The sequence below is a fragment of the Neobacillus sp. YX16 genome, assembly GCF_030123505.1.
Classification (GTDB): Bacteria; Bacillota; Bacilli; order Bacillales; family Cytobacillaceae; genus Neobacillus.
In genome coordinates this window covers 4,492,650-4,506,816 of record NZ_CP126115.1, presented here as the reverse complement: position 1 = coordinate 4,506,816, position 14,167 = coordinate 4,492,650, and the positions used below count along the sequence as shown (strand labels likewise).

Sequence of the window (14,167 nt, the reverse complement as noted above, 5' to 3'; positions counted from 1 at the left end):
GATGAGTATGAATCTTGAAAGAGAAAAGGCGCCACTAGAGGTGACAGATTTGGCACCTATAAAAAGTTCGCTGCTTACCAAAATATTATATGGCGGTATGGTAGCTACCATGTTGGCGGCATTCTACTTTATTTTCCTTTATGCAGAAATAGAAAAGACAATGGGAGCCGTACAAAAGATATTTTATATGCATGTTCCATCAGCATGGGTAGCATTTTTAGCTTTCTTTGTAACATTTGTCTTCAGTATTTTATTTCTAATAAAACGCAAACGAATTTATGATACATACGCCTATGTATCTGCTGAAATTGGTGTTGTATTTACAATCATTGTATTAACGACAGGTCCTATTTGGGCAAAGTCTTCATGGAATACATGGTGGGCTTGGGAGCCACGCCTAACAACTACACTAATCCTTTTCTTCCTTTTTGTAGCATATTTAATGGTTCGACAGATGGATGGTGTTTGGGATAAGAAAGCTAGATTAGCTGCAGTATTTGGAATTATCGGATTTGCGGATGTTCCCATCGTTTTCTTTGCGATTCGCTGGTGGCAATCTAAATTCCATCCAATCGTATTTGGAGATGGTCCATCACAACAAGGCGGTGGAATAGCACCTAGTATGCTCGTTGCTTTATTGGTAACGATTACGGCCTTTACTTTCCTTTATGCCTACCTTCTTCATAAGGGTGTATCCTTTGAAAATATGAAAGTTAAAGTTGACCAGTACAAAGAAAAATTACGTGAAAGACTTGAAAACTAGGAGGAATTTATTATGGAATTCATGTATGGAGCCTATTCAGTTGTTTGGTTAGTTATTTTTGGTTATATGCTTCTCATTGCAAAGCGTCATAGCAGCCTGAAAAAAGATATTGAGTTTTTAAAACAACTAGATAAATAGGGGTTGTTAGGAGGAAGCATGATGAGCAGACGAGTCATAAACTTACTCGTATTGTTTCTATTAATTGGAATGTTTGGCTTTTTTGGGTATAGTTTGGCTAGTAAAGGTGACAATACCGATGTCGGTGACCAAGCCTATAATTTCGAATTACCAAATTTAGATGGAACCAATACGAAGCTCTCTGATTACAAAGGCGAAATAATCATCTTAAATTATTTTGCATCTTGGTGTAAACCATGTGTGGATGAAGCTCCTGAACTTGAGGCATTTGCAAAGGACTACGGCGATCAATACCGATTAATTATGATTAACAAGGGCGAAACAATGGACCGAGTGAAAAAGTTCCTCGAAAAATATAACACGCCTGCCGTCTATGTATTTGATTACAATTCCAAAATTGCAAAAAAGTATAATGTTACAGGGCAGCCAGAAACGTTTGTCATCGATAGACAAGGAGTAATAAGAGAGCATTACAATGGTCCGGTTACATCAGCCCAATTATATGGAATGGTAAAGAAGTACGATCAATAATAGTTTTAAAAAAGGATTGAACCACTTTACAGTGATTCAATCCTTTTTTTATCCACTAATAGGATGATATTTATAATCAGCTGATACACTTGCTTTAATTAGAAGCTGTCCCGGTAGAATTTGTGTTGAACTGACTCCTTTTGCAAACGCAATGTGTTGGCTCTCAAAGGGCTGAATCACGTCTGTGCCTTCTGTCACCAGAATGGGCGTGGGATTGAGTGTTACTCTTAAGGTATTGGCTATGGTTTTTGCTTTGCTGCTTGCATTGTTTAATGCCATGACAAGTGCTTGTTGGTAATAAGAATCCTTGTATCTCGTTGTAAATTGAACATTAGCAACATGGTTTGCTCCGTTCTGAACCGCAGTATCTACTACTTTTCCTATAATAGATAAATCATCGATTTTTACCTCTAAGATATGTGTTACTTTATATCCTCGAAATATTTGTTTTCCTTGATCATAGTCATAGTTGGGTTCAATTCGATAATCAAACGTTTGAATTTGATTTCTATCAATACCTAAAGCAATGAGAGAATCAATCACCTTGTTCCCAACAATTGAATTTTGCTGCTGTGCACTAATGAGTTCTTTGCTTTCAGTTATTACACCTAAATTAACGGTGGCTGTATCTGGCTGTACGGCAATTTCTCCTTCACCCTGCACTTTTATTAGGTTGTTCCTTAGAGATAGTGTATTCCGGTCCCCAGGGTTCTGAATGTACATGAATTTTCCCCCTCAATTATATTCCATACTACATAAATTACGTTTTACTTTATGAAGTATTCCTAGCAATCTAGTCATATTGCGCATCGAAAGGCATACATTTTAAATAATGAGACAAGCAACTCGCAAGGAGGAAGATATGTGGAAACAATCCTAAAATTCTTACCAAAAAACATTGCAGACCAAATCAGTAAAATCCCTCCTAGTCAAAAAGATGAATTGGAAGAAATCAGAATTCGCATCGACCGCCCAATAGAAATTACGATGAAAGGAGCTCCAATGTTTCTATCGTACATTATTCGGCAAGAGGATGCTTTCAACTTATTGAATAAAATCAGCCAATTCTCAATTTATACACTTGAGGAAGAGTTAAAACGGGGGTATATAACGGTTTCAGGCGGCCATAGAATTGGACTTGCAGGAAAGGTCATCCTTGAAGAAGGAAAGGTAAAAGCGATAAGGGATATTGCTTCTTTTAACATTCGGATTGCCAAGGAAAAGATTGGTATCGCAGAGAAGATTATCCCTTTTATTTTCAATCATTCATGGATGCATACGATGATTGTTGGTCCGCCACAAACCGGAAAAACAACATTGTTACGGGATATTGCTAGAATTATTTCATCTGGAAACCAAGAAAAAGGGGTACACGCATATAAGGTAGGAATTGTTGATGAACGCTCGGAAATAGCAGGTTGTGTACATGGAATTCCTCAAATGACGTTTGGGCACCGGTTAGACGTGCTTGACGCCTGCCCAAAAGCTGAGGGGATGATGATGATGATTCGTTCAATGAGTCCCGACGTGTTGGTTGTAGATGAGATTGGTCGAATGGAGGACGCGGAAGCAATTCAAGAAGCTGTTCATGCAGGCATAAAATTAATCATGACCACTCATGGCACAAGCCTGGAAGAAGCGAAAAATAGACCGTCACTAAAGTCTATTATAGACCAAAACATTTTCCAGCGATTTATTGTCCTAAGCAGGGCTCACGGACCGGGAACGATTACACATATTTTAGACGGTAATGGAAAAGAACTCAGTCAAAAAGTGAGAGTGACGTAAATGGTTAAAATAATTGGCGCCATTTTTATTATTCTTGCTACTACTTGGACAGGATTTGAAGTTGCCAAACATTTAAGCGAACGTCCCAGACAGCTTAGACAATTAAGATCTGCGCTTCAATCACTTGAAGCTGAAATCATGTATGGTCATACACCTTTGCATGAGGCTGCAAGGAGATTGGCAGCGCAATTATCAAAGCCATTATCATCCTTCTTTGAAGGGTTTGCAAAGAAACTCACAGATACTGAAACCACAGTCAAGGATGCCTGGGAAGACAGCTTGAAGGAGGTTTGGAAACAGACAGCTTTTAAACAAGGTGAATTTGAGATTATGAAACAATTTGGGGAAACCCTAGGTCGGCATGATCGCTTTTCCCAGCAAAAACATATTATGCTAACTCTTTCCCATCTCGAAAGAGAAGAAGCGGACGCAGTTGAAAGCCAAGCGAAATACGAAAAGATGGTGAAGAGTTTAGGTTTCTTTTCAGGATTATTACTGATTATTTTATTAATTTAGGGGGAAAAGCAATGGGCTTAGAAGTGGATATTATTTTTAAAATTGCCGGTGTGGGAATAGTCGTTGCATTCTTGCATACAGTTCTTGATCAGGTTGGGAAAAAGGAATATGCCCAGTGGGTTACTTTATTCGGCTTTATTTACATTTTGTTTCAAGTTGCTTCAATTGTAGATGATCTCTTCCAGAAAATAAAATCTGTCTTCTTGTTTCAATAGAAAGGAGGGCTTTGCCATTGAGATTATTAAAATAGTTGGAGTGGCTCTTGTCGCAACCTTCCTTGCCTTAATAATAAAAGAGCAAAAACCTAATTTCGCCTTTCTGTTAATCGTATTTGTTGGCTGCAGCATTTTCCTGTTTTTAGTCGATAAAATCTATGAAATTATCCATATGCTTGAAAAGCTGGCAGTGAATGCAAATGTGAATTTAGTTTACGTAGAGACCATACTTAAGATTATTGGAATTGCCTATATTGCGGAGTTTGCCTCTCAAATTACAAAGGACGCAGGTCAGGGTGCAGTAGCTTCAAAAATCGAACTTGCTGGAAAGGTGTTAATTCTTGCGATGGCAATCCCAATTTTAACGGTCATGATCGAAACCATAATCAAGTTGATTCCAAGCTAGAAGGGTCATTTTCTTTGAAAATTAGAGGTGAAAAATGATGAAGCAAAAGCTGCAGATTATTCCCATTATGATTCTATTATTATTTTTATTTACCTCAACAAGTGTACAAGCTAACGAAGTAGAAAAAGATGCCTCGACACCTCTCTCTCCACAAGAATTAGTAGATGCACAGCTTAAAACCATGGACTTAACAGAGCTTAAACAATATTGGGAGGATATTCAAAGTGAATACGGCGGCTTCCTCCCAGAAAGCCAGAAAGGCAGTTTGTATGATTTTGTAAAAGGAGATAAGAAGTTCTCCTTCAAGGATTGGACACAAGGAGTTCTAAAATTCCTATTTCATGAATTTGTTGTAAATGGAAAATTACTTGGTTCTTTGATTCTTCTTACCATATTCAGTATGTTTCTCCAATCTATGCAAAATGCGTTTGAAAGCAGCACGATTAGTAAAGTTGCCTACTCCATTGTCTATATGGTCCTAGTAATTATTGCCCTTAATAGTTTTCATATCGTCATAGAGTATACCAATGAGGCGATTGGAAGCATGATTTCCTTTGTGCTTGCGCTAATACCGCTCTTGTTAGCCTTGATTGCTTCATCGGGCGGAATCATCTCAGCAGCTTTCTTCCATCCTGTTATTTTGTTTTTAATGAATATCAGTGGGATGTTCATGCAATATGTCATTCTTCCACTTCTTTTTTTAGCTACTCTTTTGAGTATCGTAAGTACAATGTCCGACCAGTATAAGGTGACGCAGCTTGCGCAGCTGCTAAGAAACTGGAGTATTGGCTTAATGGGGCTTTTCTTAACTGTTTTTCTTGGGGTCATTTCCGTACAGGGTGCATCCACAGCAATAACAGATGGAGTGGCCATTCGTACGGCAAAATTTGTGACAGGTAACTTTATTCCTGTCATTGGCAGAATCTTTACTGATGCGGCGGACACAGTAGTGAGTGCCTCAGGATTGTTGAAGAATTCTGTTGGAATAGCGGGTGTCGGCATCCTACTCATCATTGTTGCTTTCCCGGCTATTAAAATCTTAATGATCGCTTTTATTTATAAATTTGCTGCTGCTATTTTACAGCCATTAGGCGGGGGACCCGTTATTAAATGTTTAGATATTATTAGCAAAAGCGTTATATATGTTTTTGCTGCATTAGGTATCGTCTCTCTCATGTTCTTTTTAAGTATTACCGTTATTGTTGCAGCAGGGAATCTAACGATGATGATGAGATAGGGGAGAATGTTATGGAATTTTTAATAGAATGGGTAACGAATATTATTCTTTTTATCCTCTTGGCAACCGTTATTGATATGCTGCTTCCAAATACAAGTATGCAAAAATATACAAAAATGGTTACAGGGCTTCTGCTAATAGCCATAATTCTTACACCTATTTTTAAGTTAATCTCTAAGGATTTTGAAACAGCAATGGCTCAGATTCCCTCTTTCCAGGGTCCAGGCGAAAAAAATATGGAAAATTTAATAGAATTGCAGAAAAAAGAAATACAAGCCTCCAATCATGCATATATTTTAGAAACAATGGCTGTCCAGCTTGAAAAGGGAGTAGAAGAGGAGTTGATGGAACAATTTGGTTTGGAAATCTCAAAAATAGAACTAACAACCAAGGATGATAGTCAAGAATCATTCCCTGAAAACCTCGAAATGGTTACAGTTCGCTTAAAGCAGCCTGAAACAAAAGATACCACTGTCGAAGCCGTTCAACCAGTAAGCATTGATACAGAAACGCCTCTTCCATCTAAAGATCAAACAGAGGAATCAGAAAAAGTCGCCGCATTTCTTTCGCAACAATGGAATGTAACCGAAAAAGTAATTGAAGTCTCGGTTGAAGGGGGGATGAAATAGCAGAATGGAAAATAATAAGGGACCATTTTCATGGCTTAAAAACCTAGTCTCAAAGGGTGAAACTTCTGATAAAAAGTCTGGGAAATATCAATATATGATTCTGGTACTATGTATCGGTGCTGCCTTCATGATTGTTGGTAATGTACTATTCTCGGATAAATCAGCGCCTCTTGACAGTAAGGCAGTAACCACGAGCCAGGCAGAAACGTCAGAGGTTGAGGCTTTTAGCCTAAAGAAAGATTCAAATAATAAAACAATTTCTGGTTACGAAGAAGAATATGAGAAACAGCTTAAGAATGCACTGGAAGAAATGCTGGGTGTAGACGATGTAATGGTAGTGGTGAATATTGATTCAACTGACAAGAAGGTGCTTGAGAAAAACACAGTAACAAAATCTCAGACAACAGAGGAAAAAGACAACGAGGGTGGAGAGCGGAAAGTACAGGATACCTCCACCGATGAGCAATTAGTCATTATTCGTGAAGGCGAGAAAGAGGTACCAATCGTGGTTGAATATCAAAAACCAGCCATTCGTGGAGTGCTAGTAGTTGCTAAAGGTGCAGAAAATATTCAAGTGAAAAAATGGATTATTGAGGCAGTAACAAGAGCGCTTGACGTACCTAGTCATCGCGTTGCCGTTATGCCTAAAAAATAAAAGGGGGATTTACGAATGCTATTGAAAAAACAAACAGTTTGGTTATTAACAATGTTAAGTTTGGTGGTTGTATTATCCGTTTATTACATTACCTCTCCTGAACAAAAAAGCAACGAACTTGCAGCAGTAAAGCAGGAGGAAAAAGCTGACCAAAAAGAAACAAAAACAGATACTGAAGCCAAGGATGCCGATACCATTATTTCACAAGTTGCAGGTGACGAAGAATTTGAAGCACTTCGTTTGCAACTTCAAGATGAGCGCAGTGAATTAAAAGAACATTTAAACACCGTGGTAGCAACAACTGATCTGCCTGCTGATGAAAGAAGTGAGGCGGTTGACCAAATGCAAAAGCTATCTGAAATTGCAAAAAAAGAAGAAATGCTTGAAACATTAATTAAAGCCATGGATTATGAAGACGCATTAGTGAGAGCAGATGGTACAACGGTTAAAATTATTGTGAAGTCTAAGAAAGAGTCTTCTAAATCAGAAGCAAATGCGATTATTCAAATGGTTAAGAAAGAAATTGGTGAAACTAATTTTGTAGCGGTAGAATTCCAGCCAACTAAATAAACCAAACAAAAAGGAAAGCCGGCGGCTTTCCTTTTTTTGAGGATTGATAAGAAGAATATTGAACTTCAACAAGGAATTAGCGTATAGTATTAGTAGTTAGTCTTAATTTTTGTAGGACAGGGAGTGTTCAGATTGTTAAAAGTACAAGAAATTCGTGAATTAATAAAATTAGTTGACCAGTCCAGTATTGATGAATTCGTTTATGAAAATGAAGGTTCCAAAATAAAAATGAAAAAGAATACTGGAACAACAGTAACTGCTGTACAATCATTACCACAAGCATCAGTTGAGGTTGTCCCTGTAACTCAACCAGCTGCAGTTTCCGTAGCACCTGTGCAAGTAGAACAGCAGGAAGCAGCAAACAATAGTGCAGCGACTCCAGCTGATACATCAAATTTACACAAAATCACTTCCCCTATGGTAGGGACTTTTTATGGCTCACCAACACCGGAAGCAGATTCATATGTAAAAGCAGGTTCAGTTGTTACGAAGGATTCTATCGTATGTATTGTTGAAGCAATGAAATTATTTAATGAAATTGAAGCTGAAGTTAATGGTGAAATCGTTGAAGTTTTAGTGAAAAATGGCCAATTAGTAGAATATGGGCAGCCATTATTTTTAGTAAAGCCGGAATAAGGAGCGATAACAGGATGATAAAGAAACTGTTAATTGCAAATAGAGGAGAAATAGCTGTCAGAATTATTCGTGCTTGCAGGGAAATGGGCATTGAATCTGTTGCCGTTTTCTCCGAGGCAGACCGTGAAGCTCTTCATGTACAGCTTGCAGACGAAGCCTATTGCATAGGACCGACATTATCAAAAGATAGTTACTTAAATGTAACAAATTTAATTAGTGTAGCAAAATTAACAGCTTGTGACGCTATCCATCCAGGATATGGTTTTCTAGCTGAAAACGCCGATTTCGCAGAACTTTGCCGTGAATGTAATATTACCTTCGTGGGACCTAGTCCTGAAGCAATTACCAAAATGGGTACGAAAGATATTGCAAGGGAAACCATGCGTGAAGCAGGGGTTCCGATTGTACCGGGTTCAACCGGAATAATAAATGATATCGATGAAGCACTCGAGCTTGTAAAAAGAATACAATACCCGGTAATCATCAAAGCAACTGCTGGCGGAGGCGGTAAAGGTATCCGTGTTGCAAAAAATGAGCAGGAACTCGTTAAGGGTATTAATATCACACAGCAAGAAGCTCTAACCGCTTTTGGTAATCCTGGAGTGTACATAGAAAAGTATATTGAGGATTTCCGCCATGTTGAAATACAAGTTCTGGCAGATTCCTATGGAAATACTGTCCATTTAGGAGAAAGGGACTGTACGATTCAACGGAGGCTGCAAAAACTTTTAGAAGAGTCTCCTTCACCAGCATTAGATGGAGAAATTCGTGAAGAAATGGGAAATGCTGCAGTAAAAGCGGCAAAAGCGGTTGATTATTCAGGGGCAGGAACGGTAGAATTTATATATGACTACCGCAATCGTAAATATTACTTTATGGAAATGAATACAAGGATACAGGTGGAGCACCCAGTTACTGAAATGGTTACAGGTATTGATCTTATTAAGGAGCAAATTCGAGTTGCTTCTGGAGAAAAATTAACAGTAAAGCAACAGGATGTTACGTTTACAGGCTGGGCAATAGAATGCCGAATCAATGCAGAGAACCCTGAGAAGAACTTCATGCCTTCAGCAGGAAAAATAAATATGTACCTGCCACCTGGCGGTTTTGGTGTACGAATTGATTCAGCTGCATACCCTGGTTATACGATTCCACCTTATTATGATTCTATGATTGCAAAGGTCATCACATATGGTAATAGCAGGGAAGAAGCAATCTCACGAATGAAACGTGCGTTAAGTGAATTTGTGATTGAGGGTGTTCACACTACCATTCCGTTCCATTTAAAATTGCTTGAGCATGAAAACTTCGTAGAGGGACAGTTCAATACGAAATTTCTTGAGTTACATGATGTGATGAAGTCTATCTAAATCTGGAGGTGTACTTTATGAGCGAGTATAATGTACTGGAAATGAATCAAGGTAATAGCGGCCACGGTAAAGTTGAAATTGCACCAGAAGTCATTGAAGTCATTGCAGGTATTGCTGCTTCCGAGGTCGAGGGAGTTGCACAAATGCGTGGAAACTTTGCAACAGGTGTAGTTGAACGGCTCGGGAAGAAAAACCACGGTAAAGGTGTTAAGGTGGAATTATCAGAAGAAGGAATTACAGTTGACGTATACTGCTTAATGAAATTTGGGGTATCTATCCCAACTGTAGCAGGGAAAATACAGGATAACATTCGTCAAGCATTACTCAACATGACAGCTCTAGAGGCTGAAGCCGTAAACATACACGTTGTAGGAATCTCATTCGAAACCCAAAAACCAGAGCCCGAAGTAGAAGAAGAGATTTAATAAATAATACAAAGGCTGTTTTAAAGTTAATTAGTGATTTAGTTAACTCGTTGATTTTCGTTCCAGGCACGAAGACTCCTGCGGGAGGACGGGGCAGGGGAGACCCCGCAGGCGCTAAAGCGCCGAGGAGGCTCCCCGGACCGCCCGCGGAAAGCGAAGTGACTGGAACGGAAATCAACAGACCATTTAAAAACAGCCCAAACCAAAGGAGAAAATCCTTTGGTTTTTTTCTTTTTTTACGGTTATTAGTATTCTGCTTCTAGGTAAAAATAAGGTATTACAGTGCGAATCAATTTTAGTTATGCTATTATCTTTTTATGTACAAAACAATATCATGCATTTGTTGTATGAAATTAGACAAAAATTAATTATTATCTCTAAAGGAGTTAACGGTATAATGAAAAGAAGAACTGCAAGGGAAAAGGCGCTACAAGCTCTTTTTCAAATCGATGTAAGTAATACAGAGCCAGCTTCTGCAATTGAACATGTTTTAGAAGGGGAGTCAGGAGATGACTACCTAACTAAGCTTGTGTTAGGAGTGGTTGAACATAAAAATGAAATTGATCCATTAATCATAGTAAACCTTGAAAAATGGACGATGGACCGTTTAGCAACTGTAGACAGAAACTTATTAAGATTAGCCATTTATGAATTAAAGTATTTCAGAAATGAAACACCTGAAAATGTTATTTTAGATGAAGCAATAGAAATTGCTAAAATCTACGGAGATGAACAATCAAGCCGATTTATTAATGGTGTATTATCAAAAGTAAAACAGCAGCTGATTAGCGAATAAATAGATTGGTATTACTGGAGGGGAAACATTATGACTGCAACAATTATTGATGGTAAGGAAATAGCCGCAAAGAAAAAGGTAGAAATCGCTGAGGAAGTAAAAAAGCTAAAGGACCAAGGGGTAACACCAGGACTTGCTGTCATTCTCGTAGGGAATAATCATGCATCCAGAACATATGTAACAAATAAAGAAAAAACTTGTCTAGAACTTGGCATGCACTCTGTACTTATTGAGTTACCTGAAGAGGTTTCACAGGAAGAACTACTGTTGAAAATCGAGGAGTTGAATGGAGATACAGCAATCCACGGTATCCTTGTTCAACTGCCACTGCCAAAGCATATTGATGAAATTAAAATAATAGAAGCTATTTCACCTTTAAAAGATGTTGACGGATTCCATCCCATTAATATCGGAAGGATGATGACCGGTCAAGATGCGTTCTTACCATGTACCCCTTTTGGAATCATGGTGCTCATAGAGGAGACTGGTATATCTGTTGCTGGCAAACATGTAGTAGTTGTAGGGAGAAGTAATATTGTTGGAAAGCCAGTGGGTCAGTTATTTCTTAATCAGCATGCAACTGTAACGTACTGTCATTCACGGACAAAGGATTTACAGGCTCAAACATCACAGGCTGATATACTCGTTGCAGCAGTTGGTATCGCTAATTTTATTAAAGCCGATCATGTAAAAGAAGGTGCAGTCGTTATTGACGTTGGGATAAACCGAAATGAAGCTGGAAAGCTTTGCGGAGATGTTGACTTTAATGAAGTTGTCGAAAAAGCCGGTTATATTACTCCAGTTCCAAAGGGTGTAGGTCCTATGACCATTACGATGCTCATGTATAACACACTTAAATCAGCAAAAAATACGCTGCGGTCCTAAAAAGGAGTTCGTAATGCAGGAAAAAAAGTATTTATCTGTATTGGCATTAACAAAATACATAAAAAGAAAGTTTGATGCTGATCCCCATTTGCAGGATGTCCATGTAAGAGGTGAAATATCAAACTTTAAACAGCATTCGAGCGGGCATATGTATTTTACCTTAAAGGATGAAAAAGCACGCATTCTTGCAGTTATGTTCTCCAGCCAATCACGGACAATGAAGTTTTCGCCAGAAAACGGCATGAAAGTGGTTGTAAAAGGAGATATTTCTGTCTATGAACCAAGTGGTCAATATCAAATATATATAAAAGAAATGCAGCCGGATGGAATTGGCGAGTTATTTTTAGCTTATGAACAGTTAAGAAAAAGACTCGAAGCGGAAGGCTTATTCTCGTTAGAACGTAAGAAGTCAATTCCGAGTTATCCGAAGACGGTAGGCGTCATTACTTCCCCAACAGGGGCGGCAATAAGAGATATTATCACAACGATCAAAAGACGTTATCCGATTGCAAATATTCTCGTATTACCAGCGCTCGTACAAGGTGAAAATGCCGCTCCTTCTATCGCTAAAGCTATTGAGAAGGCAAATAAGCTGGATAACCTTGATGTGCTTATAGTTGGGCGTGGAGGCGGTTCAATTGAAGAATTATGGGCTTTTAATGAGGAATTAGTTGCTAGGGCTATATTTCAATCTGAAGTTCCTATCATTTCTGCTGTTGGACATGAAACAGATTTTACAATTGCAGATTTTGTTGCTGATATGCGTGCTCCAACGCCGACTGCTGCTGCTGAGTTAGCTGTACCACATATAGATGAATTAATGGAAAGACTGTTGCAGCGGAAAACCCGTTTGCTCCAGTCGATGAATAGCCTATACCGATACGAGAAGCAACGGTTAGACAGAGTTCAAAAATCCTATGCTTTTCGGTACCCACAGCGTCTTTACGAGCAAAAGCTTGAGCAGGTAGATAAATTAACAGAACTGCTTGTTCGCGGTGCCTCTCGATTGTCAGACGTCAAAAGGTCACAGCATCAAACAGTACACAATCGTCTGATACGAAACCATCCAAGAGTAGCTTTACGCGATGCAGCGGGCAGGTTTGACCGCTCACAAAAAGATATCGGACGGGCAATGGAGAAAATTCTCTTAAAGAAACAAACAGAATTCGATAGGGTTATTTCAACCCTTCAGGCATTAAGTCCGTTAAAAATAATGGAACGTGGGTACAGCCTCGTCTATTCAAATGATAATGAATTAATAAAAAGTATTAAACAAGTTAAAGAGAACGAACCACTTCAAATTCAATTAACAGATGGCAGCCTTCTCTGTAATGTACAGAATATAAAGGAGAGCGAAAACCGTGAGTAATGAACAAAAGATTTCCTTTGAGGAAGCAATGAATAAGCTTGAACAAATTGTGGATAAGCTTGAAGAAGGAGATGTCCCTTTAGAAGAAGCAATTATCTTTTATAAAGAAGGGATGGAACTATCCAAGCTATGTCATGATAAGCTTAAAAGTGTTGAAGAACAATTAACACAGATTATTACGGAGGACGGACGGAAACAAAACTTTACGATCGAAGAGGAGGAATAGGCTTTGAGTACTAAAGTTCTAGATGCTTTTACACAAGAACATAAACAACTGCTTGAATCAGAGCTTCGAACCTTGGTGCAAAAGCTAAAGGCACCTCCTATTATTAAAGAAGCCATGCATTATTCTCTTGAAGCAGGCGGTAAAAGAATTCGTCCTTTACTAGTATTTGCTACCATTGCTGCTTTTGGAAAAGATCCTAAAATTGGGCTGTTAGCTGCTTCAGCAATAGAAATGATTCATACTTATTCATTAATCCATGATGACCTGCCAAGTATGGATAATGATGACCTTAGAAGAGGGAAACCAACGAATCACAAAGTGTTTGGCGATGCAATTGCCATTCTAGCCGGCGATGCTTTATTAACCTTCAGTTTCGAGGTAATTGGACAGATTCCAAACGAAAATGCTTCGAGTGAGACGAAACTACGACTGGTAACCGAAATGGCCAAAGCTGCAGGCAGTGAAGGAATGGTTGGCGGTCAGGTAGCGGATATGGAAGGAGAGGGAAAAACTCTAACCATTGAAGAGCTTGAGTATATACATATACATAAAACAGGAAGACTCTTAAGATTTAGTGTCATTGCAGGTGCGTTGTTAGGCGGGGCAAATCAGGAGCAACTAGAAAACCTTTCTTCTTTTGCCCATCATCTTGGGATTGCTTTTCAAATACAGGATGACATTTTAGACTTAGAAGGCAATCCAGAGTTACTTGGTAAACCTGTTGGAAGTGACACCACTAATGATAAGAGTACCTATCCACAGCTATTAACGATGGAGGGTGCGAAGGAAGAGTTACAAAAGCAATTAAATTTGTCCAAACAATACTTAGAAAAGACTGGACTTAATATCAATCTTCTTAGTGAAATTGCAGACCTTGTGGCATCTAGAGACCACTAATATAACTGGTATTTGAACAACAAAGTAATTGTGTTATAATTGTTGTCAATGTAGAAAACGTTGTTAATGCCGTTACCACTATTAGTGTTAGCGGCTATTTTTAAATAGTAGACTG

Annotated in this window: 20 protein-coding genes; 19 read left to right on the top strand and 1 reads right to left on the bottom strand. The window is 38.6% G+C overall.

The genetic code is table 11. The features are described 5' to 3' along the window. Window position 1: 1 nt before the first annotated feature. From QNH48_RS22235 to QNH48_RS22225, 3 genes are read left to right on the top strand one after another with little or no spacing between them, the layout of a single operon-like run. Entirely contained in the window at window positions 2-763 is a 762-nt protein-coding gene (locus QNH48_RS22235; RefSeq protein WP_283952049.1) for a cytochrome c biogenesis protein, read from the top strand. Window positions 764-775: 12 nt separating this feature from the next. Further along, window positions 776-901, top strand: a complete 126-nt coding sequence (locus QNH48_RS22230; RefSeq protein WP_283952048.1) for a CcmD family protein — start codon at window positions 776-778, stop codon at window positions 899-901. Window positions 902-919: 18 nt separating this feature from the next. Further along, on the top strand, window positions 920-1,432 hold the full coding sequence (locus tag QNH48_RS22225) for a TlpA family protein disulfide reductase (protein ID WP_283952047.1): 513 nt from the start codon (window positions 920-922) through the stop codon (window positions 1,430-1,432). A gap of 48 nt (window positions 1,433-1,480) precedes the next feature. Here the strand turns inward: QNH48_RS22225 and QNH48_RS22220 are convergent, their stop codons facing one another. Beyond that, window positions 1,481-2,155 carry an SIMPL domain-containing protein gene (locus tag QNH48_RS22220; protein WP_283952046.1) on the bottom strand — a complete coding sequence of 225 codons (675 nt, stop codon included), beginning with the start codon at window positions 2,153-2,155 and terminating at the stop codon, window positions 1,481-1,483. Between the two features lie 141 nt (window positions 2,156-2,296). On the opposite strand from QNH48_RS22220, the gene spoIIIAA reads away from it, so the two are divergent. From spoIIIAA to QNH48_RS22140, 16 genes are all read left to right on the top strand, one after another. Further along, entirely contained in the window at window positions 2,297-3,220 is a 924-nt protein-coding gene (gene spoIIIAA, locus QNH48_RS22215) for a stage III sporulation protein AA (RefSeq protein WP_133367294.1), read from the top strand. Continuing rightward, window positions 3,221-3,736 carry a stage III sporulation protein SpoIIIAB gene (gene spoIIIAB / locus QNH48_RS22210; protein ID WP_095247151.1) on the top strand — a complete coding sequence of 172 codons (516 nt, stop codon included), beginning with the start codon at window positions 3,221-3,223 and terminating at the stop codon, window positions 3,734-3,736. It begins immediately after the preceding gene. Window positions 3,737-3,747: 11 nt separating this feature from the next. After that, a complete protein-coding gene (spoIIIAC, locus tag QNH48_RS22205) occupies window positions 3,748-3,951 on the top strand; it encodes a stage III sporulation protein AC (RefSeq protein WP_007084610.1) in 204 nt (67 codons plus the stop codon). A gap of 16 nt (window positions 3,952-3,967) precedes the next feature. Beyond that, entirely contained in the window at window positions 3,968-4,357 is a 390-nt protein-coding gene (spoIIIAD, locus tag QNH48_RS22200) for a stage III sporulation protein AD (RefSeq protein WP_095247152.1), read from the top strand. 37 nt (window positions 4,358-4,394) lie between these two features. After that, a complete protein-coding gene (spoIIIAE, locus tag QNH48_RS22195; RefSeq protein ID WP_283955850.1) occupies window positions 4,395-5,594 on the top strand; it encodes a stage III sporulation protein AE in 1,200 nt (399 codons plus the stop codon). Window positions 5,595-5,605: 11 nt separating this feature from the next. Next, the gene (spoIIIAF, locus tag QNH48_RS22190; protein WP_283952044.1) at window positions 5,606-6,223 is read left to right on the top strand and encodes a stage III sporulation protein AF; all 618 of its coding nucleotides are present in this window, start codon (window positions 5,606-5,608) and stop codon (window positions 6,221-6,223) included. Between the two features lie 4 nt (window positions 6,224-6,227). Continuing rightward, window positions 6,228-6,878, top strand: coding sequence for a stage III sporulation protein AG (gene spoIIIAG, locus QNH48_RS22185; RefSeq protein WP_095247155.1), 651 nt, complete (start codon window positions 6,228-6,230; stop codon window positions 6,876-6,878). Between the two features lie 15 nt (window positions 6,879-6,893). Further along, a complete protein-coding gene (locus QNH48_RS22180) occupies window positions 6,894-7,448 on the top strand; it encodes a SpoIIIAH-like family protein (protein WP_095247156.1) in 555 nt (184 codons plus the stop codon). Window positions 7,449-7,580: 132 nt separating this feature from the next. Then, window positions 7,581-8,084, top strand: a complete 504-nt coding sequence (gene accB, locus QNH48_RS22175) for an acetyl-CoA carboxylase biotin carboxyl carrier protein (protein WP_283952043.1) — start codon at window positions 7,581-7,583, stop codon at window positions 8,082-8,084. A gap of 14 nt (window positions 8,085-8,098) precedes the next feature. Then, entirely contained in the window at window positions 8,099-9,454 is a 1,356-nt protein-coding gene (accC, locus tag QNH48_RS22170; RefSeq protein ID WP_133367291.1) for an acetyl-CoA carboxylase biotin carboxylase subunit, read from the top strand. A gap of 17 nt (window positions 9,455-9,471) precedes the next feature. Beyond that, the gene (locus QNH48_RS22165; protein ID WP_095247159.1) at window positions 9,472-9,879 is read left to right on the top strand and encodes an Asp23/Gls24 family envelope stress response protein; all 408 of its coding nucleotides are present in this window, start codon (window positions 9,472-9,474) and stop codon (window positions 9,877-9,879) included. A 397-nt stretch (window positions 9,880-10,276) separates the two neighbouring features. Further along, entirely contained in the window at window positions 10,277-10,675 is a 399-nt protein-coding gene (gene nusB / locus QNH48_RS22160) for a transcription antitermination factor NusB (protein ID WP_095247160.1), read from the top strand. Window positions 10,676-10,705: 30 nt separating this feature from the next. Next, window positions 10,706-11,560, top strand: a complete 855-nt coding sequence (folD, locus tag QNH48_RS22155; RefSeq protein WP_283952042.1) for a bifunctional methylenetetrahydrofolate dehydrogenase/methenyltetrahydrofolate cyclohydrolase FolD — start codon at window positions 10,706-10,708, stop codon at window positions 11,558-11,560. Between the two features lie 13 nt (window positions 11,561-11,573). Further along, on the top strand, window positions 11,574-12,929 hold the full coding sequence (gene xseA / locus QNH48_RS22150) for an exodeoxyribonuclease VII large subunit (RefSeq protein WP_283952041.1): 1,356 nt from the start codon (window positions 11,574-11,576) through the stop codon (window positions 12,927-12,929). Beyond that, a complete protein-coding gene (locus QNH48_RS22145; RefSeq protein ID WP_095247163.1) occupies window positions 12,922-13,155 on the top strand; it encodes an exodeoxyribonuclease VII small subunit in 234 nt (77 codons plus the stop codon). The genes xseA and QNH48_RS22145 overlap by 8 nt, the downstream gene beginning before the upstream one ends. A 3-nt stretch (window positions 13,156-13,158) precedes the next feature. After that, complete coding sequence (locus QNH48_RS22140; RefSeq protein WP_283952040.1) at window positions 13,159-14,052, top strand: polyprenyl synthetase family protein; 894 nt, start codon at window positions 13,159-13,161, stop codon at window positions 14,050-14,052. The last annotated feature ends 115 nt before the right edge of the window (window positions 14,053-14,167 follow it).

Coding starts and splice junctions, on each gene's coding strand:
- QNH48_RS22225 (WP_283952047.1), top strand. CDS start 920: ATGATGAGCAGACGAGTCATAAACTTACTCGTATTGTTTCTATTAATT.
- QNH48_RS22235 (WP_283952049.1), top strand. CDS start 2: ATGAGTATGAATCTTGAAAGAGAAAAGGCGCCACTAGAGGTGACAGAT.
- QNH48_RS22165 (WP_095247159.1), top strand. CDS start 9,472: ATGAGCGAGTATAATGTACTGGAAATGAATCAAGGTAATAGCGGCCAC.
- spoIIIAG (WP_095247155.1), top strand. CDS start 6,228: ATGGAAAATAATAAGGGACCATTTTCATGGCTTAAAAACCTAGTCTCA.
- QNH48_RS22230 (WP_283952048.1), top strand. CDS start 776: ATGGAATTCATGTATGGAGCCTATTCAGTTGTTTGGTTAGTTATTTTT.
- nusB (WP_095247160.1), top strand. CDS start 10,277: ATGAAAAGAAGAACTGCAAGGGAAAAGGCGCTACAAGCTCTTTTTCAA.
- spoIIIAC (WP_007084610.1), top strand. CDS start 3,748: ATGGGCTTAGAAGTGGATATTATTTTTAAAATTGCCGGTGTGGGAATA.
- spoIIIAE (WP_283955850.1), top strand. CDS start 4,395: ATGAAGCAAAAGCTGCAGATTATTCCCATTATGATTCTATTATTATTT.
- folD (WP_283952042.1), top strand. CDS start 10,706: ATGACTGCAACAATTATTGATGGTAAGGAAATAGCCGCAAAGAAAAAG.
- spoIIIAB (WP_095247151.1), top strand. CDS start 3,221: ATGGTTAAAATAATTGGCGCCATTTTTATTATTCTTGCTACTACTTGG.
- xseA (WP_283952041.1), top strand. CDS start 11,574: ATGCAGGAAAAAAAGTATTTATCTGTATTGGCATTAACAAAATACATA.
- accC (WP_133367291.1), top strand. CDS start 8,099: ATGATAAAGAAACTGTTAATTGCAAATAGAGGAGAAATAGCTGTCAGA.
- QNH48_RS22180 (WP_095247156.1), top strand. CDS start 6,894: ATGCTATTGAAAAAACAAACAGTTTGGTTATTAACAATGTTAAGTTTG.
- QNH48_RS22220 (WP_283952046.1), bottom strand. CDS start 2,155: ATGTACATTCAGAACCCTGGGGACCGGAATACACTATCTCTAAGGAAC.
- spoIIIAF (WP_283952044.1), top strand. CDS start 5,606: ATGGAATTTTTAATAGAATGGGTAACGAATATTATTCTTTTTATCCTC.